This is a genomic window from Geobacillus sp. CAMR5420 (assembly GCF_000691465.1).
GTDB lineage: Bacteria > Bacillota > Bacilli > Bacillales > Anoxybacillaceae > Geobacillus > Geobacillus thermoleovorans.
The window spans coordinates 1-23,930 of record NZ_JHUS01000038.1 but is presented as its reverse complement, the minus strand read 5'-3'; the positions used below and the strand labels follow the sequence as shown (position 1 = coordinate 23,930).

The 23,930-nt window shown below is 51.3% G+C and carries 24 protein-coding genes and 2 pseudogenes; 10 read left to right on the top strand and 16 right to left on the bottom strand.

The genetic code is table 11. From position 1 onward, the window contains the following. Positions 1 to 246: 246 nt before the first annotated feature. Positions 247 to 480, bottom strand: a pseudogene (locus DI44_RS19450) (hypothetical protein); the annotation flags it as partial. A gap of 778 nt (positions 481 to 1,258) precedes the next feature. Here DI44_RS19450 and DI44_RS19730 point away from each other — a divergent pair. From DI44_RS19730 to DI44_RS08195, 3 genes are all read left to right on the top strand, one after another. After that, a complete protein-coding gene (locus DI44_RS19730) occupies positions 1,259 to 1,618 on the top strand; it encodes an ArsB/NhaD family transporter (protein ID WP_347229972.1) in 360 nt (119 codons plus the stop codon). Further along, positions 1,615 to 2,178: an ArsB/NhaD family transporter gene (locus DI44_RS19725; RefSeq protein ID WP_347229971.1), complete on the top strand. Its 564-nt coding sequence runs from the start codon at positions 1,615 to 1,617 to the stop codon at positions 2,176 to 2,178. Before DI44_RS19730 ends, DI44_RS19725 begins: the two co-directional genes overlap by 4 nt. Before the next feature lie 516 nt (positions 2,179 to 2,694). After that, the gene (locus DI44_RS08195) at positions 2,695 to 3,177 is read left to right on the top strand and encodes a hypothetical protein (protein WP_033025383.1); all 483 of its coding nucleotides are present in this window, start codon (positions 2,695 to 2,697) and stop codon (positions 3,175 to 3,177) included. 81 nt (positions 3,178 to 3,258) lie between these two features. On the opposite strand, the gene DI44_RS08200 is transcribed toward DI44_RS08195, so the two are convergent. Together DI44_RS08200 and DI44_RS08205 are read right to left on the bottom strand one after the other, a co-directional pair. After that, positions 3,259 to 3,837 carry a hypothetical protein gene (locus DI44_RS08200; RefSeq protein ID WP_033025381.1) on the bottom strand — a complete coding sequence of 193 codons (579 nt, stop codon included), beginning with the start codon at positions 3,835 to 3,837 and terminating at the stop codon, positions 3,259 to 3,261. Between the two features lie 92 nt (positions 3,838 to 3,929). After that, on the bottom strand, positions 3,930 to 4,565 hold the full coding sequence (locus DI44_RS08205; protein ID WP_033025379.1) for a hypothetical protein: 636 nt from the start codon (positions 4,563 to 4,565) through the stop codon (positions 3,930 to 3,932). Between the two features lie 201 nt (positions 4,566 to 4,766). On the opposite strand from DI44_RS08205, the gene DI44_RS08210 reads away from it, so the two are divergent. Next, entirely contained in the window at positions 4,767 to 6,428 is a 1,662-nt protein-coding gene (locus DI44_RS08210) for a hypothetical protein (protein ID WP_033025378.1), read from the top strand. Positions 6,429 to 6,779: 351 nt separating this feature from the next. Here DI44_RS08210 and DI44_RS08215 read toward each other — a convergent pair. Beyond that, a pseudogene (locus DI44_RS08215) lies at positions 6,780 to 7,637 on the bottom strand (PH domain-containing protein); the annotation flags it as partial. 165 nt (positions 7,638 to 7,802) lie between these two features. Here DI44_RS08215 and DI44_RS08220 point away from each other — a divergent pair. After that, a complete protein-coding gene (locus DI44_RS08220) occupies positions 7,803 to 9,167 on the top strand; it encodes an amino acid permease (RefSeq protein ID WP_033025377.1) in 1,365 nt (454 codons plus the stop codon). 51 nt (positions 9,168 to 9,218) lie between these two features. On the opposite strand, the gene DI44_RS08225 is transcribed toward DI44_RS08220, so the two are convergent. The 5 genes from DI44_RS08225 to DI44_RS08245 all read right to left on the bottom strand — a co-directional run bounded on the left by DI44_RS08225 (position 9,219) and on the right by DI44_RS08245 (position 12,974). Beyond that, positions 9,219 to 9,407 (bottom strand): hypothetical protein, encoded by a 189-nt coding sequence (locus DI44_RS08225; RefSeq protein WP_231847818.1) that lies wholly within the window; start codon positions 9,405 to 9,407, stop codon positions 9,219 to 9,221. Positions 9,408 to 9,635: 228 nt separating this feature from the next. Then, the gene (locus DI44_RS08230; protein ID WP_011231187.1) at positions 9,636 to 10,202 is read right to left on the bottom strand and encodes a YdhK family protein; all 567 of its coding nucleotides are present in this window, start codon (positions 10,200 to 10,202) and stop codon (positions 9,636 to 9,638) included. Between the two features lie 126 nt (positions 10,203 to 10,328). Further along, on the bottom strand, positions 10,329 to 10,886 hold the full coding sequence (locus DI44_RS08235; protein WP_033025376.1) for a VTT domain-containing protein: 558 nt from the start codon (positions 10,884 to 10,886) through the stop codon (positions 10,329 to 10,331). Positions 10,887 to 10,917: 31 nt separating this feature from the next. Next, a complete protein-coding gene (locus DI44_RS08240) occupies positions 10,918 to 11,598 on the bottom strand; it encodes a response regulator transcription factor (RefSeq protein WP_014195790.1) in 681 nt (226 codons plus the stop codon). A gap of 2 nt (positions 11,599 to 11,600) precedes the next feature. Beyond that, positions 11,601 to 12,974 (bottom strand): ATP-binding protein, encoded by a 1,374-nt coding sequence (locus DI44_RS08245; RefSeq protein WP_033025374.1) that lies wholly within the window; start codon positions 12,972 to 12,974, stop codon positions 11,601 to 11,603. A 216-nt stretch (positions 12,975 to 13,190) separates the two neighbouring features. On the opposite strand from DI44_RS08245, the gene DI44_RS08250 reads away from it, so the two are divergent. From DI44_RS08250 to DI44_RS08260, 3 genes are all read left to right on the top strand, one after another. Beyond that, entirely contained in the window at positions 13,191 to 15,284 is a 2,094-nt protein-coding gene (locus tag DI44_RS08250; RefSeq protein WP_033025373.1) for a DNA topoisomerase III, read from the top strand. A 120-nt stretch (positions 15,285 to 15,404) separates the two neighbouring features. Further along, complete coding sequence (locus DI44_RS08255; RefSeq protein ID WP_011231182.1) at positions 15,405 to 15,602, top strand: hypothetical protein; 198 nt, start codon at positions 15,405 to 15,407, stop codon at positions 15,600 to 15,602. Further along, complete coding sequence (locus DI44_RS08260) at positions 15,602 to 16,429, top strand: serine/threonine-protein kinase (RefSeq protein ID WP_033025372.1); 828 nt, start codon at positions 15,602 to 15,604, stop codon at positions 16,427 to 16,429. The genes DI44_RS08255 and DI44_RS08260 overlap by 1 nt, the downstream gene beginning before the upstream one ends. 149 nt (positions 16,430 to 16,578) lie before the next feature. Here the strand turns inward: DI44_RS08260 and DI44_RS08265 are convergent, their stop codons facing one another. From DI44_RS08265 to DI44_RS08285, 5 genes are all read right to left on the bottom strand, one after another. Continuing rightward, the gene (locus DI44_RS08265; protein ID WP_033025370.1) at positions 16,579 to 17,358 is read right to left on the bottom strand and encodes an enoyl-CoA hydratase-related protein; all 780 of its coding nucleotides are present in this window, start codon (positions 17,356 to 17,358) and stop codon (positions 16,579 to 16,581) included. 39 nt (positions 17,359 to 17,397) lie between these two features. Next, the gene (locus DI44_RS08270) at positions 17,398 to 18,168 is read right to left on the bottom strand and encodes a glucose 1-dehydrogenase (protein WP_033025368.1); all 771 of its coding nucleotides are present in this window, start codon (positions 18,166 to 18,168) and stop codon (positions 17,398 to 17,400) included. 74 nt (positions 18,169 to 18,242) lie between these two features. After that, positions 18,243 to 18,995, bottom strand: a complete 753-nt coding sequence (locus DI44_RS08275) for an SDR family NAD(P)-dependent oxidoreductase (protein WP_033025365.1) — start codon at positions 18,993 to 18,995, stop codon at positions 18,243 to 18,245. A 307-nt stretch (positions 18,996 to 19,302) separates the two neighbouring features. Then, positions 19,303 to 19,566 carry a hypothetical protein gene (locus DI44_RS08280; protein ID WP_033025364.1) on the bottom strand — a complete coding sequence of 88 codons (264 nt, stop codon included), beginning with the start codon at positions 19,564 to 19,566 and terminating at the stop codon, positions 19,303 to 19,305. 30 nt (positions 19,567 to 19,596) lie between these two features. Continuing rightward, on the bottom strand, positions 19,597 to 19,863 hold the full coding sequence (locus DI44_RS08285) for a hypothetical protein (protein WP_033025362.1): 267 nt from the start codon (positions 19,861 to 19,863) through the stop codon (positions 19,597 to 19,599). A gap of 153 nt (positions 19,864 to 20,016) precedes the next feature. Between DI44_RS08285 and DI44_RS08290 the strand changes: the two genes are divergently transcribed. Next, entirely contained in the window at positions 20,017 to 20,223 is a 207-nt protein-coding gene (locus DI44_RS08290) for a hypothetical protein (RefSeq protein ID WP_025950581.1), read from the top strand. 154 nt (positions 20,224 to 20,377) lie between these two features. Beyond that, entirely contained in the window at positions 20,378 to 21,628 is a 1,251-nt protein-coding gene (locus tag DI44_RS08295; protein WP_033025360.1) for a trehalase family glycosidase, read from the top strand. Between the two features lie 35 nt (positions 21,629 to 21,663). Here the strand turns inward: DI44_RS08295 and DI44_RS08300 are convergent, their stop codons facing one another. Further along, the gene (locus DI44_RS08300) at positions 21,664 to 22,449 is read right to left on the bottom strand and encodes an ABC transporter ATP-binding protein (protein ID WP_014195781.1); all 786 of its coding nucleotides are present in this window, start codon (positions 22,447 to 22,449) and stop codon (positions 21,664 to 21,666) included. Then, the gene (locus DI44_RS08305) at positions 22,446 to 23,573 is read right to left on the bottom strand and encodes a nitric oxide synthase oxygenase (RefSeq protein ID WP_277813380.1); all 1,128 of its coding nucleotides are present in this window, start codon (positions 23,571 to 23,573) and stop codon (positions 22,446 to 22,448) included. The genes DI44_RS08300 and DI44_RS08305 overlap by 4 nt, the downstream gene beginning before the upstream one ends. Positions 23,574 to 23,930 lie beyond the last annotated feature (357 nt).

Below are 23,930 nucleotides of genomic sequence, written 5' to 3'. Positions count from 1 at the left end.
TAAAAAATATTTTTTGCATACAATATTTGTTTGCGGCTGGCGCTTGGCCAACGAAAAAGGAGAAGAGGTCAAATAAGCATGGAAACGGGTTCATTTCATAAAAAGGAGGATATACAACTGCTATGACAGCAACCAGTCCATCCATCCATGGGTTCGCTTTTGCGAAACCGCTTTATTCAAACGATTATGACGGCCGGGTTATTCATTCAAATCGACATTTGGATTCGCAACTTTGCGATTTTATTCATTCGGTCCATAAAAATCAGGAAAATGGCAAATAAGAGTTGGCACTCCTCTCTGATGCGCTTCTATAAGCATCCTATTCAGCTGCAAGCGAATTTTTCCTTTCTTGGTATGGGGGTTTTTCGGCGTATCCTCTGTTACCTTTCTCCCTGGGCTGCGCCCATAAACATAAATGTTGTCGACGAACACAACCTTTGCCCCATTCCCTTCCAAATGCGGCACGAGATCAGCCTGCCGCCTTTTTTTGTTAAAGCGCTCTTTTCAGGTTAGAATCAACGACCATCACTTTTTATTTACATATAACACGGGCTTTGTACTCTAACATCTGACGGAGTTGATGGAAAGATCATGCCACTGTTTCATATCGGTCATGGATGCGCACACGTCCCGTTTTTTCACGCCTTTTTTGGTTCAGACGAAGCTTCGATGCGTCCTTCTTAACGTATGTATTTTCGGCAAAGAAAAAATACAGAGTTTCGCAACGAAAAGTGCAGAGAATTACAACTTGACATGGAGCCTCTGGGGGCGTGATGAAAAAGCCAGGAAGCCAGCAATATCAAGGGCTGGCTATGCCTAAAAAGGCTATCACGCCCCCCTCTCCATGTAAAGTTGGCCTAAGCCAAATTCTCTGCAGATCTCTGCATTTTTATTTTGCAATAAACACGTATGGACAGAAAACATGAACAGGCATATGACCTGCCGAGACATTTGCCTCTCGTTTTACTGTACTTTGCCTTTGTCAGCTTTTATTCATGCAAGCTCTATTGCTTGGCTGAGAAACGTTTGTTCATCCCATGCTTGAAATAATGCTGCTGTCTTTCTCCTGTACGTCCACTTTCCTTGGACTATCAACTTTGGCGAAAAAATGCGGATTTTGCAGAAATTACACGAATAGCACAGGACAAGATGATTTTAGGACACATATATATACAGTACAAACAAGCTATATAGACATATATAGACAATGGAAAGAGATGAACGGAACAAAAGAAATCGGAAAAACGCGAAAGGAGTGATGTCTATTACATCAGCTATGGTCCTCTTTGCCTTTTTCTTTACGATCATGCTCATTTACTGGCACCCTAAAGGAATGAATGAGGCCATTCCTGCAACCATCGGTGCGCTAATCGTCATCGCCAGCGGAGCGGTGAACGCGTCTCATCTCATGGATATTAGCATCAAAGTAAGCGGGGCGGCCATGACCATCATTTCAACTCTTGTCATGGCACTTGTGCTCGAAAGCATCGGTTTTTTTCATTGGATCGCTTCTCTTCTTGCCCAGCGTTCCAATGGGTCAGGGATCCGGTTATTTTGGTACACCAACGCTCTTTGTTTTCTGATGACGCTTTTTTTAACAATGACGGCAGCATCATGATCACGACGCCGATTTTACTGTTGCTTTTAAACAGCTTTCAGCTGAAAAAACATCAGAAATTACCGTATCTCATCAGCGGGGCGTTGATTGCCACCGCCTCGAGCGCCCCGATCGGCGTAAGCAACATGGTCAATTTAATTTCATTAAAAATCATCGATATGAACTTATACATGCAGACAGCGATGATGTTTGTTCCCTCAGTGCTTGGGCTGTTGTTTTTGCTGGGGTTGTTGTTTCTCGTTTTTTATCACGATATCCCGAAAACATTGCCACCAATGGCGGTTCCTATTACTCCCCTCTCGTTTTTTCATCATCCTTTGCAGAACCGTTCTGCCTACGATGAGATGAAAGTATCGGAAAACAAAATGAAGATGATTCTTCTGTTCGTGCTAACCATCCGGTTGAGCCTGTTTGCCGCTTCATACATGCATATTCCCATTGAAGTGGTCGCGCTCACAGGATCATGGGTTGGCCAAATCGGAAGCAGAAGGGATCGAATTCTGTTTGGCGTTTTCGGTGATGCTTTGAACATGGTGCAGTGCATAATAAATGACGGATGACCCGTCCATAAGGGAAAGATAGTCGGATTGGGCATCAAGCAATTTACCGGTTTTGGATTCCGGACCTCCACGATAAATAGTGACGGTCTTCCCAATTAACGGCGCCAATTCATCGTTGGAGCGCGAAGGGATGGAATGGTCATTCATGCCATATAACGTCATATCTCAATAACGCCTCCCTGTTTTTTTATCCATAAGGGGTGTTCATACTGTATATATACGTATCCTGTAAACATTATGCATAGGTCCATCGCCTAATATGAAAAAATAAGAACCTAACATCACTCTCCGGAAATCGGTCTTGATCATGCATCCAAGCTAAAAGTAATTAACCTGATTTCTTTTAAAGCGTGGTGCCAAAAGGCTGACGTCCCGTTGCTCGTCATACCCACCCTCTTACATCATGGATGATTACACCATTTTATAGAAAAATAGTTATTAATCTTAATCATTTTTTTAAACATTATCATTTAATACAGTAGTACCAAATCTAAACTAGGAAAGGATGATAGACGAATGGTTTGTGTGTGCAATGGTGGATTGTTTCCCCAATTGTTCTTTACGCAGTCTTCAACGGATTTGCCCATTACCATTCCTCTGACCGGAACTGCCGTCACGGAAGTGCTTCGTTTGCAGCCGATTACGACGCTCAGCAGCGATCGCGTCAAGCTCGATTCGATGGTTGAGTTGGAACTGGCTGTTTTAGCCCTTCTATCCGGCGTTACTTTGACAGGGATCACCTATAGGCTGGAACGGTCAACAAACGGAGGAGCTTTTGTCCCAATTGCGTCACTTGATGTCGAATCCCTTCTACCCGTACTCTCAGTCGCTGTGAATACAACACTTTTCCCGAACTTGACATGGGTCGACACGCCAGGCGTAGGGACGCATGTCTATCGCATTGTCATTGAAACGAACGGGAGCATTTTATCTACCCTGTTAAGCGGCATCACAGCGGAAACTCGCGCCTTGAACGCTCTTGTTGTTCGCAGCGTATAACCCGGCAAAACCGGCTCAGCGAAAGGCGATTGCCCTCTGAGCCGGTTGTTTTTGCTTTATGGCGCGTAGGTCTTCAGGCTGTCAAGCATGGATGACAATATGGTTCAATGCTCGCACTCCATTAGGCAGCTGTTGGCAGAAAAAAAATCCGTCCGCTTTGTAAGTGGTCGAGATTTCACGCTTACCGACTTGAAATTGGAAATTAGAAAAAGAGAGCGTTTGCCCTGGCTCAATGCGTGACACATGAACCGGCTTTAGCCAAAATTCCCCCTTCTCTTCCGCGATGTTCTCTGCCTCCTCATTCATATATTGCCAAGCTTCCATGACAAGCGGATTGAGACGGCGATCGTATTGAATGCCGCCTCCTAACTTTGCCGATAACGCCACGTGTTCCTTCGGGGAAACCCGCAGGCAAATGTAAGGATGCTCTAATGGAGAAGATCCCAGATTGCGAATCACGAAGTTCCCCACAACCATCCCGTTCTGCCCCTCTGTCTTTGGAAGCAATAAGGAATACGTGAAATAGCAAACGACACAAATTTCATCAGACAACACCTGTTGAGGCAAACGCTTGATTTCCGCAACAGCTTGCTTCACCATGCGAAGCTCTTTCTCAATCGCTTGGATTTTCTGTTCCAACTCTGGAATCCGATCCATCATCCTTCCCCCTCCTGTGTTCTATGCATTCTATAGGTATGAAAAAAAGAGGAGAACATCTCCTCTTTTTTTCGCATAAAATGGAAACCTCGTTTCTACATAGCAGGAAACACAGCGGGGCATTGCGGCGGAAAGACATCCACCGGGCATTCTTCTTCGCAGATGATTTCCGGGCGCGGTTGGCAGAACCTTGCGGCAACTTCCAAAATGACTTCAAACGTCACAACGATGCTTTGGCAAATACGGATGGAAATATTGGCGGTAATGCTGTTTCCGCTTTGTGTAAACGCCCCGACGTGACAAGTATTAAAGGTGTTTTGCACAGCGTTGCAGCACACCGTTGTGCCTTCTGGAGCGCAAAGGATGACTTCCTCGCTGGTTGTGATTAACGCGGGGTTGCTGACGATGGTCACTTGAGCGCCCGTTGCGTTCGTTCCCGTTACCTCCAACACGACTTGAATCGTTTTGCTTAAGGTGACGGCTTGCAGCGTCACAATTTGATTGCCGACCGTGCACTCAATATCCCGGCGAGGGGCGTCTTCCCCACACTCCAACAATGTGACCGAACAGCTGACTTGGGAAACCGTGACTCCATCCAACGAACCGCTTGGGAATGTGAATGTGATGTCTTGCGCCAGCTGTACAACGTGTGTCGTCCAGTCATAGACTTTGCACACTTGAATGCACTCTGGATCAAATTGTTGAGCAAATTGCTCTAAATTGATAGGCATAGAACCAATCCTTTCTTTCATGAATTTTTGTCAGGCTACTCTATAGTATGATGGGGAGAAATACAAGTTATAGTAAAAACAACTATTTTTATTCATTTTTGAAAACAAAAATGATATGGTTCATGCATGAGCAAGCAGGGCACCCGTTTTTCGATATCTGCATATAATGGCTACCATGACATGCGGAAAAAGGTGATGGACATGAGCAAGGAGCAAAAAACCACCCAATTGCAGCAAAAAATCATCCATCTGAAATCAGAATTGGACAAATACAAAACACTGCTCGCTTCATTAGGCTCTCAAGAAGAATGGGAGCGTCTTCACATGGAAAAGGATGAACTCCAGGCGAAGCATGATGAACTCATCGGACAATGCCGCCGTTATGAAGAGCTGCTGTCCGAGCAAAAGAATGAGATCGAGCGCTTATCGGAAGCATTGAAAACAATGGAGGAAGAAAAAGAATGGCTGCGGCAGGAGATGGAGCAATGGAAAACAACATGCGCCTACTGGCAAGAACAAGCGGAAGCCAATCAAAAACACATCCAGTCTTTAGAAGCGACACTGAAGGCGTTTCAACAAAAGGAAATGGAATGGAATGAAGAACGAACAAAAACAAAAGAAAAAAATCGACTACGAAAGGACGGGACTCTTTCTTTTATGAACGAATCAATCGACTCATGGACATCTTGGTCAGAGAGAATGGAAAACGATTATAAGGTGATGAAGGAACAAATAGAGAAAATCGCAAAGGAGTTTCCAAAACTGCAAAACGCTTTAAGCAACAGTGCCAAAACACACGAACTAGAAAAAGATGTAGACGTTTTAACCAAGAAAATTCAAGGAACAGAAGAAAAACTGTCAAAAATGGATTTAGAAAGACAAAAAGACTCATTGATGCTGCAAAAACATATGTTCACCCAACAAATGGAGTTGGAGTTGATGATGGAAAAGGTCACAAGTCTTGCCAGTGAAATCAAGCATCTCTCGAACCAAATCGCCGATTTAACCCGATCGCGGAATGACCCACCCAAGGATTCGCCAAATGACGATACAATGGAATTGAAGGAGATGCTGTCCCGACTCATGGAGCGGTTAACGGCATCCTCTGATGAGAAATCGAAAGAACCGGCAACATCACCGATCCAATCAGCTAATCCCTTTTCAACAAACATGCAAACGGAAAAGGCGCCGCCACCCCCTAACAGTTTTTTAAAATTACAGGAGTTTATGGATGGAACCAACCAACCCATTGTTGTCTCACCTGTGAAACGCAAAGAAACTCATGCATCCCATCTATATTCACAAAAATCGATCCCAATCAAACGCGTCCGAATGGAACATCCGTCTTCCCATCAACGCCTCCCATTTCAGCATTCATCACCACCTGCAGAGGATGAGGACAATCGATTGAATATCAGCGTTCAGAACGATCATACTGATCCAAATCCAGGAAAACGCTCAGACGCTTCAAGGCTGGAACAGAAAAAGGACCACCAATTGTTTACACAGACAGATGAAGTAAGGTTTGAAAGCACTCATAAAGCAGCGGACCCGTTAAAAAACGAGGATGAACGACCTAACAAAACAGACCCAAACATGGAAATCAAAGAGAAGCAGGAATCTCTAGTTTCTCCCGGCAGCCAAGAGGCGGTGACGCAAGATCCAACATCGGCATCCGACATTTCAGCCGACGGGCAGCAATCAGATTCCGGAACCTATGAAGCGACGGCATTCCTTCCTTCCGCCTCCGTTTTGATCCAAGATGACGCCATCATTCATGGAGAAGACTCTTTTATGGGGGAAGGGAAACCGTCAAAATGGGGATTATGGTCTCTATTCAAAAAGACGAAAACATCTCAATAGCGAAGAGGCGGGAACACTACCGCCTCTTCGCTTTGGATTCAGACATCACTGTTTTCCCGCACGGAATGAAAAATGATCCGTCCGCGGGATTTACCCCCTGTTGACATGCTCTTTCCCTTTCTTTTCTCTATTTTCTTCTTCATTGTACCAGATCATTTGTTCGTGAAAAACAGCCCATTTTCCTACATGCAGAAAGTCTTTTGATGTCTCACGGGGTCGGTTTAGAGATTTTTAACGAGAATACTGCGGCATCAAGGAATGTTCGCAGATTTCATCTGTCGAACACGTTTTGCACCCCCAGCGGCAACATGAGCCCAAACGCAAGGATGAGCCTGTGGAGAAAGACTTTCATCATGTTTGGTTCTTTCCATCCCCTTGCAGCCAGCGATAAATGGTGGCCGCATCCGCTTCATCCACATCCACGACGCGGACGCGGGTGCCAAGCGGCATGACGGCAACGGAAATGGTCGCCAGCCGTTTTCGCTTTTGCCACCACGTCGCTGATGTTTCAAGCGATTGAACGTGACGTTTCAAGATATACGTCGTCGTTTGCCGAAACCATCCGCTTCGAAGCGCCAGCTGCTTCGACGAAAGCGACCATCCCGCGATTTGAAAGCGACGGATGCCGATCCATGCCCCGAGCGGCAACACCACCAACACAGCCGCCCCCCATGGGCGTTCTATATATGCCGCCAAGATGGCGGGAATCACGAGCCAAACAAGCGGACGAAGCATGTAACGGCGTTTCGCGCGCTTGGGCAATGGAGAAAAGGAAACGCCGAGGTCGTACTCGGGCAAACAAGCTTGCATGATCGACGCCACTCTCCTCTTTTCCACAAGCGGACAAAGAACAACATCCCCTGCTCCGCCGCCATCGAGCCTCCCCCCAGCATGAATCAAAGACACAGAGGCGTAGCCAAACAAACGGCGCAGCCAATTCTCATGAATCACGATGCCTTGGACGCGGGCAACTGGGACGGACACCGCTTTTCGTTCCAGCCATCCGCGGGCAATGACAATCGTGTCTTCTTGTTTCCGCACGACAAACGAAGCGTACCGGATCATGTTTTGTACGATGGCCACTCCATAGGCGGTCAAGAGAAGCGACAGGATGAATAGGGCAATAAGCAATCGTCCATGTCCGTTCCATGTCGACTGAAGATCGCGGATCAGCGCTTCATATGGAATGAAGTCGCCTAATTGCGACAGTTTCCAGTATAACAAAACATTTCCATGTTGGCGATGCCTTTTTTCGACAATCGTTGACAGAACAACTGAACTATTATATTCTGAAATTATCTTTTTTGCTTAACCGCATAAAAGCAAAAAAGCACATCTATGAATCAACATTAGAGCAGAAAGGTTGTTGTCAATATGGAACAATCCCGTCCTCAGCTGCAAAAAGGACTATTGCCCCGCCACGTTCAGCTGATCGCGTTAGGAGGGATGATCGGCACCGGCATTTTTAAAGGAAGCGCCGAGGCCATTCATATCGCCGGACCAAGCGTCGTGCTCACGTACTTGATCGGCGGCGTGCTGTTGTTTTGGATTATGGCTGCACTGGCCGAGATGGCGATCGCGTATCCGGGTTCGAACGTTCAACATTTGATCCGCCGGGCGTTTGGCTTTCGCCTGTCATGGATCGTCGGCTGGCTGTATTGGATCAATTGGACGTTGGTCACTGTTGTCGAACTGCTGGCTGCCGGCAGCTTTCTGAACTATTGGGTTCCGTCTGCGCCGTTATGGCTGCTTGCCCTCCTGTGCGCGTGTCTGATCATGGGGTTGAATCTTTTCCCTGTGAAGTATTACGGGGAAGCGGAATTTTGGCTGGCTGGCCTGAAAGTGGCGGCGCTAGTGGTGTTTATCGTGCTCGGGGCGTGCGTATGGGCTGGCGTGATCCCAAGCGGCATAAGCGGCTCGTTTCCGTCTGCCGGCGACGGCGGATGGTTTCCGCACGGGTTTGCCGGAACGCTCAGCGCCTTGCTTATCGTGATGTTTTCCTATGGCGGAGCGGAGCTGATCGGGGTGGCGGTGACGGAGATGAAAGACGCCGAGCAGGTGCTGCCGCGCGTCATTCGCACCACAATCTGGCGGGTTGTCGGCTTTTATCTTTTGCCAATGGCCATCATTTGCGGCATTATGCCATGGAACACCGTTTCGGAAACGAACAGCCCCTTTGTCCAAGTGTTGGAAGCCGTCGGGTTGCCCGGCGCGGCCCATGTCATGAACGCGGTGTTGCTCATTGCCGTCTTATCGGCGGCCAATACAGGCGTCTATGCGACTTCTCGGTTGCTGTACACCATGGCTGAACAAGGAGAAGCAAGCCGCCGCTTGCAGCGGACGACGAAACACGGGGTTCCGCTGTACGGGATGGGCATGGTCGCCATCTGCATCGCCGCTGGCGTGATCGGCGCCTACTTGGCGCCCGGGCGGATCATCGGGGAATTGATGACGATTCCTGGGTTTACCGTGCTCATCGTTTGGATGATGATCGGCGCCGCTCAGCTGAAGCTGCGGCCGCACTACAAAACGAAGCCGTTTTTCCGAACGAAAGGGTTTCCGTACACAACGATGGCGGCGGTCGGGGCGCTCGGGGCGATTTGGCTTGGCTTTTTGCTTCAAAGAGAGCATCGAATCGGTTCGCTTCTCTGCATGGCCGTCTTGGTTCTCTTATTCATCTATTCCACTGTCAAAGAAAAGCAGCATCAAGCAACAAAAGCGCCCGGGCGAACGGCGTAACCAAACCGCCTCTTTTCGCTCGGGCGACAGCTAGAGACGGGCGTCCTTTCATCATAGACGGCGCCCGTCTTCCTTTTTTCGTGTCCAACCGTTCCCACGATATTCGTCCCATGCCCGCCAGGCCATGGTCGCCATGCCGAGCGCGAGAATCAGCGCCTGTCCGTCCATCCGGTGTTCCGTCCATAAGTGATGCCCTGCCGCTCCGATGCCGTAAAGCACCCAAACCACTGAAAACCACATAACTCCCAACCAAAATCTCCGCATCGTTTCTCCCTTTCTTTCTCCCGTTTTCCCGATCGCTCCGTAAGACTCAGGCGAAGCCGCCTATATTGTCTATTTTTTGAAAAAATAGGGGATTTTCGTATAATTATACCACAATTTTCACAAATGAGCCGAAAAAAACAAGCCATTCCCCTATGCTCCAAGGGAAATGGCTGCGCGTTTTGCGGAAACACCGATGATGATTCGTTAGTTGGCCGGCGACAGCTCGTCTTCGGTCACCCATTTGTGGTTGGTCACTTTTTGACCAGTTTCCGTATCGATGTAATCGACCATATACACCGTCGTTTGTTTCGCCGAATCAATGACTGCTTTGGCCCCTTTCATCCCTTCCATGTGATCGGCATTCAAGACGACTTCATCGCCCGGCTGGAACGGTTTGTCTCCGGCGTTTTCGATTTCTTCGTGAATGACCCATTTATGGTTTTTCACTGGGTCCCCGCCTGTAGTTGGGGTGTATGTGACCGTATAGACGATCGTGTCAAAGGCACCGGTGACAGTCGCCTTGGCTCCATCCATTCCCGGCATATGGTCGGCATGGATGATGACTTGGCTTCCAACCGGATACTTTGGTTGTTTCGCCTCCTTCAATCCGGCCGGCACCTCTTTGGAGCCCGAGTGATTCATTCCTTCATGCCCGGTGTGAGAAGCTGTATGTTCCTTTGGCGCTTTGTTGTCGTTGGCACCGGTGCAGGCCGATAACAAGAGCGCTGCCATAACTGAAGTTGTTCCTAATAACATTTTCCAGTTTTTCATCGTTTTCACCCTCCTTGCCTTGTTAGCATACCGGACATTTGTGCAGATTTTGTGGAGATGGCCTTGGATTTGCCGCTAAAGGCCGTATGGCGCCTAGGCTGACTGTCCTTTTGGGCGGGGGCTGTTTCACCCCGCTGCTTTTTGCCCTATCTTTCGCCAGACGAACCACAAAAGAACGATCGATGCAACAGCGAGCATCAGTTTGCCAGCCCAGGCGGCCTCGAGGAATTGATGGACGGCATACGCTTCCATCCATAAAGCCGGGAGCTTGCCGAGCGAGCTAGCCGTTGCAAACACAGAAAGAGACGTGCGGCCGATGGCAGCAACGAACGTCACCGCCCCGGATGGCACAAACGGCAACAGTCGAAGCGCGAAAATAAGCCCAAATGCCTCCTTGCCACTTGCATAAAGCAACGGCTTCACCTTGGGATGGGAAAGCCATGTCGTCTCGCTCCATCGGCGAAGTCCTTTTCGATACAAGACAAACGAGACGACCGCTCCGATCGCCTCGCCGGCAAACGACACCCAAAAGCCGGGCCAAAATCCGAAAACGGTCAAATTGGCGGCAGTTAAAAAGGCGCTTGGGACGACTCCGAGCACGCTGATCACCACATTGCAGGCTAGACTCAAGAAGTACGCCGCTCCGCCGTATGCTTGAAGGAACTCAATCATCCGTTCTTCCATTTGACCCAAACGCCTCTCTTTCCGAAAATGGTTATGACTTTCGCCCTTCCCATTTGTAGCCGACGCCCCAGACCGTCTGCAAATATTCGTCCACTGGGAACCCCGCTTTCCGCAATTTTTCGCGGATGTTTTTCATGTGGGAGTCAACGGTCCTCTCTTCCGTATCAGCGAGATAGCCCCATAGCGATGCGATGATTTGCCCGCGGCTGAATACCTGATTCGGGTGCTTTAACAGCAGCCCCAAAATGGCAAATTCTTTCGGCGTCAACGCAATCGGCTTATCTTCGTAGCGGACCGTATGTTCCTCTTCGTCCCATACAAGCCCGGCCGCGCGAATGGCGGAACGACCGCCAGCTGTACGGCGCAGCACCGCTTCAATGCGAGCAAGCAGTTCCGCCTCGTCAAACGGTTTCGTCACATAATCGTCCGCTCCGATTTTCAATCCTTGGACAATATCCGCCGTCTCATCGCGAGCGGTGACCATCATGATCGGCACATTCGAAAACGATCGAATGCGGCGGCACGTTTCCCATCCGTCGAGTTCTGGCATCATGACATCAAGCAGCACCAAATCGGCGTGATGGCGCCGCAAATAGTCAATGGCTTCCGCCCCTGAACGCCGTTTCACGCAACGGTAGCCGTTCGGCGCTAAATACAATTCCAATAAATCGAGCATCCGCTCTTCATCATCAACCAACAGCAAGGTATACATCATTATCCCTCCGGCAGCGTAATGAGGATGGTCGTTCCTTTTCCTTGTTCGCTTCGAGCAGCGATCGTTCCCCCGTGCGCCTCGACGATTTCTTTGGCAATCGCCAAACCGAGTCCGGTCCCACCGCTTGTCCGCGACCGCGATTTGTCAACCCGGTAAAACCGCTCGAAAATCCGGGGCACATCTTCCGGTGGAATACCGGTTCCTTCATCGGACACGGCAATGACGATTCCTTGCTTTTGAAGGTGAACGGCGACGGCCACCGTCGTGCCGGAAAACGCGTACTTTCGTGCATTGTCAAGCACATTGATCATCACTTGCTCGAACCGCTGCCGATCGATCGCAGCCATGACCGAACCGGGGCACTGGCACACAAGCGACAACGATTTTTCCTGAAACGCGGGGCGCAGTTTTTCACACAATTTTGTCAAAAACGAACAAAGATTTGTCGGTTGCTTTTCAATCTGGAACGAGTGTTGCTCCAGTTTGGCTAATTCAAACAAATCTTTGACCATCTTTTCGATCTTTTCCGCTTCTTCGTAAATGATCGCCATATAGTTCGCCCGTTGTTCCTCAGACAGATGCGGACGTCGGGCAATGTCGGCGTATCCTTTCACATACGTCAGCGGCGTGCGCAATTCGTGAGAGATGCTCGCTAAAAATTCGCTCCGCTCTTGTTTCAAATACGCCAAATCGTTGGCCAGCGTTTGAATCGCTCTCCCGAGTTGCGCCAGCTCATCGTCTCCTTTCACTTCGACGCGCACGGAAAAATCGCCTTGGCTGAGCGCTTCGGTCGCTCGCTTCATGCGAAGAAGCGGCATCGTAATGGCGCGGGAGAAAAAGGCGATCGTCATCATCGTAATCGCCACGGACAACATACCGACGACAACAAAATGATGTTTCAATTTATACACCATCGTCCGGATCGAGCGGGTGTCTTGAAACATATACACATATCCCCTTGTTTCCCCCCCGATTTGAATCGGGCTGACGGCAGCGATATGCGACGCCCGCTTCCAGTCGGTTTCGACCATCATTCCCCGGCGGGGAATATGGCGGCCGTTCGTTAAAGGAATGAGGCGCTTGGCAAACGGAACAATGCCGCTAGATGCCGATACAATTCGGCGCCGGGCGTCCGTGATGGCGACATCGGTTTCCGCCTCTGATTCCATCATCACGACATGCGCCAACGTCGTTCGATCGTAATTTTTTTCCAATACATTGCGATGGCTGTTTCCGCGCGCCAGAAGCTGCGCGAATTCTTCCTCGATGCGCGCATGGACGAGCGTAGCGTAGAGGGAAACGAACAGCACCATTTCAATGGCCAAGACAAAGGCAAAAAACAGCATGCCGAGTTTCCATGACAGTTTTCGCACGGATTCCTCTCCTCATCCATCAAGCCCGAGTGTCATTTCAATTTTACTATTTTATTTGGCAAATGTGCAGAAAGTGTGGAGATGCAGCTTTGCGCCACGCCAAGGCGTCTTGTCCCGCCAAGGAGACAAACCTTGACGGATGCGTCTTTTTCCTTCTTCCTTTATACTTAAGAAGCAGACTGTGCTCATGTAGAGACGACAGAAAGGGGTTTATCGATGAAATCGCTCGTGTTAGCGGAAAAGCCGAGCGTCGCCCGCGACATCGCCCGCGTGCTCGGCTGCAAGCAAGCGCATAAACATTATTTTGAAGGAAAGCAGCACATTGTCACCTGGGCGCTCGGCCATTTAGTGGAGCTGAAGATGCCGGAAGACTACGACCGAAAATACGAAACATGGCGGCTGGAGGACTTGCCGATCATCCCAAAGAAAATGGGCTTGAAAGTCATTCGGCAAACAAGCCACCAGTTTCGCGCCATTGAACGGTTGGCGAAACGACCGGATGTGAAAGATGTCATCATCGCGACCGACGCGGGCCGCGAGGGGGAACTGGTGGCGCGCTGGATTTTAGAGATGATCGGTTGGACGAAGCCGATTTGGCGGCTATGGATTTCGTCGCAAACCGACCGCGCCATCCGCGACGGCTTCCGCCAACTCAAGCCCGGGGTGCAGTTTGAACACCTGTATCAATCGGCCGTCTGCCGCGCGGAAGCCGACTGGCTGATTGGGTTAAACGTCTCGCGCGCCTTGACGACCAAATACAACGATCCGCTCTCAGCCGGGCGGGTGCAGACGCCGACGCTTGCGATGATCATCGAGCGCGAACGCGAGATCCAATCGTTCGTTCCCGTGCCATATTGGACAATTCGGGCCAAGATCGGGTCCATCACAGCCGTATGGGAGCGGCATGGCGGACATCGTCTGTTTGACCAAGACGAAGCGAAGCAGCTGCACGCCCGCCTTGACGGTCAGCCGGCGCGCGTCACATCGATCAAACGGAAACGAAAAAGCGAGCCCGCCCCGCTGCCGTATGACTTGACCGAACTGCAGCGGGACGCAAACAAGCGGTTTGGCTTTTCGGCGAAAAAGACGCTCTCGGTGTTGCAGCGACTGTACGAACAACACAAGCTTGTCACGTACCCGCGCACCGATTCGCGTTATTTGCCAAGCGATATGGAAGCGACGATGACCGAGCGGTTGTTGGCGATGAAATCCGGTTATGAGGACGTCATCGCTCCGCTTCTCGCCAAAGGCAAAGCCAAAGCAGCCAAGCGGGTATTTAACGATGACAAAGTAACCGATCATCACGCCATCGTTCCAACGGATGAGCGGCTCGACCTTAGCAGGCTGTCCACTGATGAGCGCAAGCTGTATGATCTCATCGCCCGTCGCTTTTTGGCGCTGTTTTTCCCGCCGTATGAATCCGAAACAACGACAGCTGTCTTTGACATCGGCGGCGAAATGTTTGTCGCCAAGGAGACGGCGGTTGTGAACTTCGGATTTAAAGCGGTTCTCGGCAAAGAAGAAACGGATGCCAAACCGACGTTGTCACACCTCGCAGAAGGTCAGACGCTCCCATCGGTGCAGCTTGAGAGGGAACAATCGTTCACCGAACCGCCCGCTCGTTATTCGGAAGCCGATTTGCTCGCGCAAATGGAAAAATACGGCCTCGGCACGCCAGCGACAAGGGCGGACATCATCGAACGGCTGGTCGAAACCGAAGTGGTCGAGCGAAAAGACGGACGGTTTTATCCGACGAAAAAAGGGAAACAGCTGATTGAGCTCGTCAATGAAGAGCTGAAATCGCCGGAATTGACCGCCCGCTGGGAGCGGGAGCTGGAGGCGATCGCCCGCGGGAAAGGAAATCCACAACAATTTTTGGCCAACATCCGCCGGCAAACGCAGCAACTCGTTGCCGAAATCAAGCAAAGCGAGCAGGTATACAAAGCGCCAAACCTCACGAATCTCACATGCCCAGAATGCGGTGCGCTTTTAAAAGAGCGGAAAACGAAAGACGGACGGATGCTTGTCTGCTCGAACTTAGCGTGCCGCTACCGCCGTCGGCGCGACCCGAAACTGTCGAACCGCCGTTGCCCGCAATGCCACCGGCGTATGGAAATGCATGAAGGAAAAGCAGGACTTTATTTCCAATGCCGCCCGTGCAATATTGTCGAAAAAGCGGACGAGACCAAACGCATCGCCGCAAAAGGAAGCGAACGGGCGCTGCTGAAAAAATACAGCCCGGCCAACGAATCGTTTGGCACGAGTTTAGGGGAGCTGCTCAAGCAGGCGTTGAACGAAAAAAAGGAATGAGGTTGCCGCACCGCGCTAGGGGCTAATGCCCCTGGCGGTTTCTTTTTCATCTTTGAATCTGAAACCTCCCTCTCATTGCCTCGTATATATAGATAAATCTATCGCAAAGGAGCGATCACGATGTTGAAAAAATGGCTAAAATCCCTTTTCGGCCATCCCCATCATCCGTCGCACTACCATAAACATTACAGCAGCAGCGACCACCATTATTACAACCCGACGTATCATTCGCACCACCACCCGTCCCAGTACGGGCATCATCACTACAAAAAGAAACATCATAGCGGCAGCTTCTTCTCAAGCTTTTTCGGCAGCTGATGAAACGGTTTTTTGAACGCCATCCGTTCGTTTCCCGCTGGGTTGATCGGCCGCATCGGGGCGGGAAGGTGCTTTTGGGCCGCTATGAAATCATCGAAGAGCTTGGGATGGGAAGCTACGGCATCGCCTACAAAGGGCGCGATCACCTGACAGGCCGTCTTGTCGTCATCAAACAAGCGCGGCGGACAAAAGGCGAAGACGGCCGCCGCTTGCTTCAGCGCGAAGCTGACGTGCTCGCCCACCTGCGCCACCCGCAAATTCCGAGGCTGTATGATCGGTTTGTGGAGCGCGGACAGCCGCATCTCGTGATGGAGTACATCGAAGGAGAAACCGTGGAAGACTTGATCTTCAAACGGGGAGTCACGTATACGGAACAGGCAGCGTTCCAGCTGCTGCGCGACGTGTTGATGGTCGTGTGCCACCTGCATACTTTGGGGATTGTCCACCGCGATTTGCGCATCCCGAACATCATTTGGCGCGATGGAACGGCGGCGATCATCGATTTCGGCTTGGCCTGCCGCATCGGCGAACCGGTGGATTTCCGTGATGACGACCCGCTTGAGAAGCGGCTGCGGCGCGAACCGCATCCACGAAGCGATTTCTATGCCCTTGGACACTTCACCTTGTTTTTATTGTATTCTGCCTATGAACCGACAAGTGACGAGGAAAAAAGCTGGGAAGAAGAGCTCGATTTATCGCCAAACGCTCGTCGGATCTTGCGGAAAATGCTGCAGCTGGATGCGCCGTATGACCATGTTGACGAGTTGATCGACGACGTGGATCAGTTGCTCGCAGAACCCATCCGGAATCAAGCAGGGGCGCTTTGACGTTTGATCGCACCGTTCCCCGACCAGCCACCCCTTTTCCCCATTTGGAAAGGGGGCTGTTTCATTTGAGGCGAAGTGAAAACAAAATACGCCCCGTTTCTCGCTGATGGAGAAACAGGGCGCAACGCTCTTTTGGCACTGCCGCTCGCTTATTTTCCTTGGAACACCGGGCTCCGTTTCTCTTTAAACGCCGCCACCCCTTCGCGATGGTCTTCGGTTTCCACCATCAGCCCTTGAACGAGACGCTCTTCTTCGAGAATCTCCTCGAGTGTCGCGGTCAGGGCGTGCTCAATCAGCCGTTTTTGTTTTCCGATGGCTTTCGTGGGCCCGCACGCCAGCTTCGAGGCGAGCGATTCTGTCGCCTCGCGCAGTTTCTCAGCTGGGACGACCTCGCTTAGGACGCCCAATTCATACAGGCGACGGGCTGGAATCGGATCGGCGGTGAAGAAAAACTGTTTCGCCAAATGCGGACCGACAAGCCGTGGGAGCCAATACGACCCGCCACCGTCGGAGACAAGGCCGACTTTCGCAAAGCTCAAAATGAATTGACTGTCTTCGGCCGCGAGGATCAAATCACACGCCAGCGCGAGGTTAAATCCCGCCCCGGCAGCGAATCCGTGCACCGCGGCCATGATCGGTTTTTCGCATCGTTGCATAGTCAGAATGAGCCGATTCAGTCGGCCGATATGCTCATACGCCTGCGAGGCGCTTGATTGCCCCATCGTTTTTACATCCCCGCCGGCGCAAAACGCCCGCCCAGCGCCGGATAAGACGATGGCGCGGACGGCATCATCCGCCGCGGCGCGTTCGATTTCATCCGTCAGTCCGGCAATCATCTCCGGGCTGAAGGCATTGAGCCGCTCCGGGCGATTCAGCGTCAACCATAATACAGAACCGGATTGTTCCACAAGCAAATGCGAGGTTTCCATATTCCTTTCCTCTCCTTTTCCATTTTGGACTTTTCCGTTTCATTTGATGAGCCATCCGCCATCGACCAACACATCAGAGCCGGTCATGTACGACGCTTCCGAGGAGGCAAGAAACGCAATGACGTTCGCAATTTCCTCAGGCGTCCCGACTCGGCCCAAGGCGGTATTGCGCTCGATGGCTTTCACAAACCGCTCGTTTTGCAGTCCGCGCTCGGTAAGCGGCGTCTCGACAAAACCGGGCGAGACGGAATTGACGCGGATGCCATACGGCGCCAGCTCCAAAGCGAGCGATTTAGTCAAGTTGATGACCCCTGCTTTCGCCGCGCTGTAGTGCGGAATTTCCGCCCCGGCCTGATGGCCGGACAATGACGCTACGTTCACAATCGCCCGATTGGCGCGCTCGCGTTTTGCCCCTTCGATCATCAGCGAAGCGAACGCCTGCGACACAAGAAACACGCTTTTGATGTTGATGCGTTGGACGTCATCCCACTCTTGTTCCGTCAACTCAAGCCATCTCGCATGAGTGGAGATGCCGGCGTTATTGACAAGCACATGCAAGTCGCCGTACCGCTGTCGGACATACTCGGCCAATGCTTGCACTTGTTCGCGGTCGGTGACATCCGCCGCAAACCGGTCAACGCCCCCCGGCGTCCCGAGACGTGCGATTTCTTCTGCAGCCTCCTCCAGTTTCGCTGCTGTACGGCCGACAAGCACGACAGCGGCGCCTTCTTTCGCCAAACGGAGAGCCGCCGCCTTGCCGATGCCGCTGCCTCCTCCTGTGACCACGGCCACGGTATTCAAAAAACGCATCGTTTTCCTCTCCCCTCATTTCTGTTGCTAGCCTAGCGGTTAGGGCGTGCCCTTCTTTTTTCAAACTTCGGCCGCTAAAACGTCAGCCCGCCACCGTCAACCGATAATGTTGCGCCGGTGATAAACGACGCTTCATCGGACGCCAAAAACAACACCGCGTTTGCCACTTCCTCTGGCGTCCCGATGCGGCCGAGGGCGTTCGCCTTCGAGATGATCGGCCATTTGCGCTCATCTTGTTTCCACGGCGTGATGATGTTCGTATCAATGACCCCCGGCGCAATGGCGTTGACGCGAATGTTAAATTTCCCATATTCCAATGCGGCATTTTGAGTTAACAAAATGACACCTGCTTTTGATGCGTTGTAGGCGGCTTGATATTTTTTTCCCTTCAGCCCGAGCAGGCTGGCCGTGTTGACAATCGCCCCACCCCCGGATGCTTTCAGTGCCGGCACCGCGTATTTGATGCCAAGAAACACGCCCTTTAAGTTGACGTTAATGACCCGGTCCCACTCTTCTTCAGACAAGTCGGTGCTCCGCACTTCCGAATGGCCGATGCCGGCATTGTTGAAGAGAATATGGAGGCCGCCAAAGGCATCAACCGCCGTTTGGACAAGGCGGCTCACTTGCTTGGAATCGGCGACATCCGTCTGGACAAAAATCGCCTCCCCTCCTTTTTCCCGAATCAGGCGGACCGTCTCTTCCCCTCCCGCCTCGTCAATGTCGCTCACCGCCACTTTGGCGCCTTCTTCCACAAAGCGGATTGCCGTCGCCCGGCCGATGCCGCTCGCGCCGCCGGTGACAATCGCCGCTTTTCCTTTTAGCCTCATGATCTTCCCGCCTTTCGATCCGCTTCTGAATCCGTTTTCAACAGATGATATACCAACCGGTTAGTATGTTGTTTCTTTTATTATACATCACATTTAGAATATTTTAAACATTTTTATACCTCTAATCGGAAAAGCCTGCACTTCCAAACAAAGACAAAGCCAACGGCAATCGAGCATGCTTCCCCTCCTGACGCGTCTCCTCCCTTCAATGAACACCATGCTGTTAAGGAAAAAAGAGGAGCCGCAGTTTTGGCTCCTCGTTCATCCATCGATAAGGTCAGCGGCGCTGCTGGCGGTTCGGCCTTCATCATCTCCCCTGTCTTGAAATTTGGAAAAAGAACGATCGACACACGGAATCCAATGACTGCAACCGCTCGATCAGCCCCTGCAAATCGCACGTATGGAGCGTATCGCTCAGTTCGCGGCCTTCCTCCGTCACCAAGTACAAGTGAATTTCCATGCATCCGTCCCAGCGAACGTTGGCGTCAAGCCAGCCATCTTCGCTCTCGAGCTCCAGCCCGACCGTCTCCCCTTGGTCATTTTCGTGTTTTGTTTTGATGACCCATACCATCCTTTGTTCCGCCCTTTCCTGTTCGCCGCCTCACTCTTGTTGTTCCGCTCCGATTCCTGACACCGGGAAGCCAGTGGACGTATGTTCATTCACCCAACGGAGTGCCGCGTCCACCACTGCATCGGCGTCAGAAAGCTGGGTGCGGTGCTCAATGATCCAATTGAGCCCGTCTTGCGGATCAAGGTTATGTTGTAAACATTCCACCAAAAATGATTGGACACATGCCGCATCGCTCCACTCCCACGCTCCGCACTGGCGGCGCCAAATCGCTTCGATCGCATCTTTCCCAAACTGCATTGAGTTCCTTCCCTCCTGTTGCCCATATTGTCATCCATAGTATGCCTACAACAGATGACAGGGCTCCACAAAAGAAATTGGCGGGAAAGGATTTGATTTCCATTTGTACGGCATCCATCAATGGCCATACTGAGAATATGGAGGTGTTGATTCATGAGAGAGCCTTGGGAAGAACGCGGCGCCACTTCCAGCCTGCCGCGCTATACCCCGGGAATTGGCGTTCCCGATGAAATGAGCCCGATTCGCGACATCGCCCGCGGTTTTGAAAACGGTCGGCCGCCGGTGATCGAAGTGACGCCAGCTGACAGCCGCCAAACGACGGATGATATCGATTTTCCGTCGGTTGACCGCGCGTTTTGAAAAAGTGGCAACAAGGGCGTCCTTGTTCGGTGGCCCTTGTTGCTCGGCTTCCGTTTTCTTCCTCTGCCATCGCCGTGCACTCGATTGGCGGCATGACCGGGTCGTTTTGGCCATATACATAGCCATATAGACCATTCCCATGGAGGGACAGCCGTTGCCGATTGAGCTTCCGGACATCACGGTCATTTGCCCGGATCCAGCCGTAGAGCATGTGTTTTCTTCCATTCACCAACGGTGGGAACAATTGGTCAAAACAAGCCCGCCTTACTCCAAAGGAGAACTGTTTTCCCTTCCGTTTCCATACGTCGTTCCCGGCGGGGTGTACCAGCAGCTCTTTTACTGGGACAGCTATTTCATTATATTGGGACTGAACATTTCAAGGCTGCACGAACTCGCCCGCAGCATCGTCAACAACTTCTTTTACGAGTTGAAAACGTTTGGAATCATTCCAAACAGTTCCGAACTGGCCCACTTAAGCCGTTCCCAGCCTCCGTTATTGACGTCGATGATCGAGGAGGTATGGCGCGGAGACAAAGAGTGGCTCCGCTCCGCTTACGAATGGGCCAAAATCGAATACAAAGAAGTCTGGATGGACGAAATCACTCACTATCATCCCCAGATCGGCCTCAATAAATATTACGATCGGCTTGAGTCGATGCTGCGGGTAAAGGGGGAGGCGTATCTCCATTTTGACGAAATGTATATCCCGCCTGCGTTTTGGCATGAAAGGGTCGAGGCGGAGTCCGGTTGGGACTATACAGGCCGTTTTCACCGGCAATGCGGCTATTTCATTCCGGTGGATCTCAACGCTTTGCTTTATAAGTACGAAACCGATTTAGCGGCGTTTGCCCGCCTTTTAGCTTTAAACGGCGAAGCGGAACAATGGGAGCAGGCGGCTAAGCGGCGAAAAGACTTGATGAATCAATATTTATGGAACGAGCCGTTTGGCATGTATTTTGATTTTCATTTCCTCAACGGGCGGCAGCACTGCTATTATTCGTTGGCTGCTTTTTATCCGTTATGGGCTCGGGCGGCCTCTAAACAGCAAGCAGCGAAAGTCGTCCGGCATTTACCTTTGTTCCTTCAACCCGGCGGATTGGCTGCCTCCAATGTCCAAACCGGATTTCAATGGGATTTTCCGAACGGCTGGGCCCCGCTTCACTGGATTGTCATCAAAGGGTTGCAAAACTACGGCTATGACCTTGAAGCGCAAGAGATCGCCCGGCGATGGATTCGGCTTTGCACCAAAGTGTATTTGGAAACTGGCAACATGTACGAAAAATATAATGTGGTCGACATGAGCATCCGCACCGTCGGCCGCTACCCTTCGCAAAAAGGGTTCGGCTGGACCAATGCGGTCTATCAAAAAATAGCGGTTGACCTTCTTGGGTGCACGGTATGTTGAGGCAGTCGGCCTAGGAACGGCTGCCAACGGCCGCCCTACCGATGGACGGACACCCACGGCCGGCCGTCTTCCCAATGAACGCGGATCGGAAGGCGAAACGCTTCTGAAAGCCGCTCGTCGGTTAACACTTCCTCTTTTTGGCCAGCCGCAAGGATGCGCCCGTCTTGCAAAAGCAAGACATGGGTAATGGAGTCGACGATTTCTTCGATATAATGGGTGACGTATAAGAGATGGCACGGCTGAGTGACGATCTGTCCGATCAATGCTAAAATTTCTTCGCGGGCCAATAAGTCAAGGCCGACCGTCGGCTCGTCCAAAATGAGCAGCTTCGGATTCGCCATCAACGCTCGGGCGATCAATGTTTTTCGCTTTTCTCCTTGCGACAACGTTGCGTACCGCTTTTCTTGGACAGCTTCGAGGCGGAAAGACTCGATTAACGATTGCGCTTTGGACCGATCGTCCTCAGTGACGGCATCGTACAGGCCAATCGTCGCAAACTTGCCGCTGATGATGACATCTTCAACCGTTTCCGTTTGCAGCGTGTCGTGAAATTGATCAAGGAGCGCGCTGCTGACAAACCCGATGTGCCGGCGCAACTCCGGCAGACTCGCCTGTCCAAACCGATAGCCTAATACTTCCACCTCACCGCGCGTCGGGTACTGATAGCCGGTGACGATATTGAGAAGCGATGTTTTCCCGGAGCCGTTTAGTCCAAGAATCGCCCATTGCTCGCCTTCTTTCACCTCCCAGTTGATATCACGCAAAATCATGCGCCCTCCTCTTGCCCATGACACATCGCGCATGCGGATGATGACGGTCATTGTTCCTCTCCCCTTTGTCGTTCGTATGGACGGTCCTGATAGAAAAAGTTGGGCAACATGGTCGTGTTGTCATAAGTTCGGTGAAAAATGTGCGTTGTCGCCGGAGAAAGAGGCGGAATCAGCCATGTCCAATCGCCGGTGACATGGCGGCCGGCTGCTTTCTCTTGCTGTTCAAACAACTGAAATTGGCGCGCGGCGGTATGATGGTCCACGATGCTGACGCCCGCCTTTTTGTAGGAATACAAAACCGCGATATTCAATTCGACCAACGCCTTGTCTTTCCATAATGATGCGTTGGAGTTAGTGTCAAGCCCCATACAAAAGGCCACTTTCGGAAGCATGTTGTAGCGATAATCATCGGCAAAATTGCGGGCTCCAATCTCCGTACCCATGTACCACCCGTTAAACGGTGCTGCCATATAGCGAATGCCGCCAATTTCTAGACACATATCTGAAATAATCGGGACCGCGTACCATTTTAACTGCAGATCGCGAAACCACGGAAACTCCGGATGTTCAATTGGCACCTCAAGCACCAATTCTTTAGGGATCGGTGTCCAAACAGGCTTCTGGCTGCCTACCTGGATCACCAAGGGCAACACGTCAAAAGGCGTTTTTTCCCCCTTCCACCCAAGCTGTTCACAGGCGCGGGTGAACGTGAGGGAGGATGAGTCGCCGATGATCCCTTCTTCGGTTTCATAACCGGCATAACGAATCAGTTGATGATTCCAAATGCGCACTTCCCCATTTGGACGGAAGATCGTGATCGTCGGCCGGATTTTCCCGCCATTGGTCGCAACCTCAATATGATGGAATAGATACGAAAACACCTCATCCTCGGTGACCGCTTCTCGCGCATCGATGACATGGAGCGATTGCCAAAACAAGCGGCCGATGCAGCGGTTGCTGTGGCGCCAAGCCATCTTAGCCCCATAGCTTAACTCTTCGTACGTATGGCGGTATGTGCCGGTTTGTTCCATTTCCCAACGGATTTCATTCAGCCGCCGCCTCATTTCTTGCTCACTTTTTCCAAGCTCCCGATAGCTTGCTATGATAAACTGTTCTGCTTTTGTCATCAACTGCTCATCGTGCTGTCTGAGCTTATCGCTCTCGATCGTTACCATATATGCTTCTTTTTCCTCCACTTCGCCGTCATTCCAATTCCAATCAAGAGGCAAATTCCCCCGACCCACCACATTTGCTCGATAAACATCGAAATCGCCAAAAAAATGAGCGCAAAACCAAGCAGTCGACGGATCGACATGATTCTCTCCCCTTTTCCCCGCCATCGAGCGCTCTCCCATCGCGCAAAAGCAGCAGTGAACAATGCTTGGGAGACGTCTATCCTACGGGGCAATTGAGAGTCAACTACCCCCACTTCGCTAACGCTTGAAGTGGGGGCTTGCAACTCCCCAGAAGTGCAAACGGACTTCGTCCTCCTTCCTTGACTTGGGGTTGCATCAGGGGGCAGGTTGACGACT

Excerpts from the sequence above, each read along its gene's own strand:
- DI44_RS19730 (WP_347229972.1), top strand. The coding sequence starts at position 1,259 with ATGTCTATTACATCAGCTATGGTCCTCTTTGCCTTTTTCTTTACGATC.
- DI44_RS19725 (WP_347229971.1), top strand. The coding sequence starts at position 1,615 with ATGATCACGACGCCGATTTTACTGTTGCTTTTAAACAGCTTTCAGCTG.
- DI44_RS08195 (WP_033025383.1), top strand. The coding sequence starts at position 2,695 with ATGGTTTGTGTGTGCAATGGTGGATTGTTTCCCCAATTGTTCTTTACG.
- DI44_RS08200 (WP_033025381.1), bottom strand. The coding sequence starts at position 3,837 with ATGATGGATCGGATTCCAGAGTTGGAACAGAAAATCCAAGCGATTGAG.
- DI44_RS08205 (WP_033025379.1), bottom strand. The coding sequence starts at position 4,565 with ATGCCTATCAATTTAGAGCAATTTGCTCAACAATTTGATCCAGAGTGC.
- DI44_RS08210 (WP_033025378.1), top strand. The coding sequence starts at position 4,767 with ATGAGCAAGGAGCAAAAAACCACCCAATTGCAGCAAAAAATCATCCAT.
- DI44_RS08220 (WP_033025377.1), top strand. The coding sequence starts at position 7,803 with ATGGAACAATCCCGTCCTCAGCTGCAAAAAGGACTATTGCCCCGCCAC.
- DI44_RS08225 (WP_231847818.1), bottom strand. The coding sequence starts at position 9,407 with ATGTGGTTTTCAGTGGTTTGGGTGCTTTACGGCATCGGAGCGGCAGGG.
- DI44_RS08230 (WP_011231187.1), bottom strand. The coding sequence starts at position 10,202 with ATGAAAAACTGGAAAATGTTATTAGGAACAACTTCAGTTATGGCAGCG.
- DI44_RS08235 (WP_033025376.1), bottom strand. The coding sequence starts at position 10,886 with ATGGAAGAACGGATGATTGAGTTCCTTCAAGCATACGGCGGAGCGGCG.
- DI44_RS08240 (WP_014195790.1), bottom strand. The coding sequence starts at position 11,598 with ATGTATACCTTGCTGTTGGTTGATGATGAAGAGCGGATGCTCGATTTA.
- DI44_RS08250 (WP_033025373.1), top strand. The coding sequence starts at position 13,191 with ATGAAATCGCTCGTGTTAGCGGAAAAGCCGAGCGTCGCCCGCGACATC.
- DI44_RS08255 (WP_011231182.1), top strand. The coding sequence starts at position 15,405 with ATGTTGAAAAAATGGCTAAAATCCCTTTTCGGCCATCCCCATCATCCG.
- DI44_RS08260 (WP_033025372.1), top strand. The coding sequence starts at position 15,602 with ATGAAACGGTTTTTTGAACGCCATCCGTTCGTTTCCCGCTGGGTTGAT.
- DI44_RS08265 (WP_033025370.1), bottom strand. The coding sequence starts at position 17,358 with ATGGAAACCTCGCATTTGCTTGTGGAACAATCCGGTTCTGTATTATGG.
- DI44_RS08270 (WP_033025368.1), bottom strand. The coding sequence starts at position 18,168 with ATGCGTTTTTTGAATACCGTGGCCGTGGTCACAGGAGGAGGCAGCGGC.
- DI44_RS08275 (WP_033025365.1), bottom strand. The coding sequence starts at position 18,995 with ATGAGGCTAAAAGGAAAAGCGGCGATTGTCACCGGCGGCGCGAGCGGC.
- DI44_RS08280 (WP_033025364.1), bottom strand. The coding sequence starts at position 19,566 with ATGGTATGGGTCATCAAAACAAAACACGAAAATGACCAAGGGGAGACG.
- DI44_RS08285 (WP_033025362.1), bottom strand. The coding sequence starts at position 19,863 with ATGCAGTTTGGGAAAGATGCGATCGAAGCGATTTGGCGCCGCCAGTGC.
- DI44_RS08290 (WP_025950581.1), top strand. The coding sequence starts at position 20,017 with ATGAGAGAGCCTTGGGAAGAACGCGGCGCCACTTCCAGCCTGCCGCGC.
- DI44_RS08300 (WP_014195781.1), bottom strand. The coding sequence starts at position 22,449 with ATGACCGTCATCATCCGCATGCGCGATGTGTCATGGGCAAGAGGAGGG.
- DI44_RS08305 (WP_277813380.1), bottom strand. The coding sequence starts at position 23,573 with ATGGTAACGATCGAGAGCGATAAGCTCAGACAGCACGATGAGCAGTTG.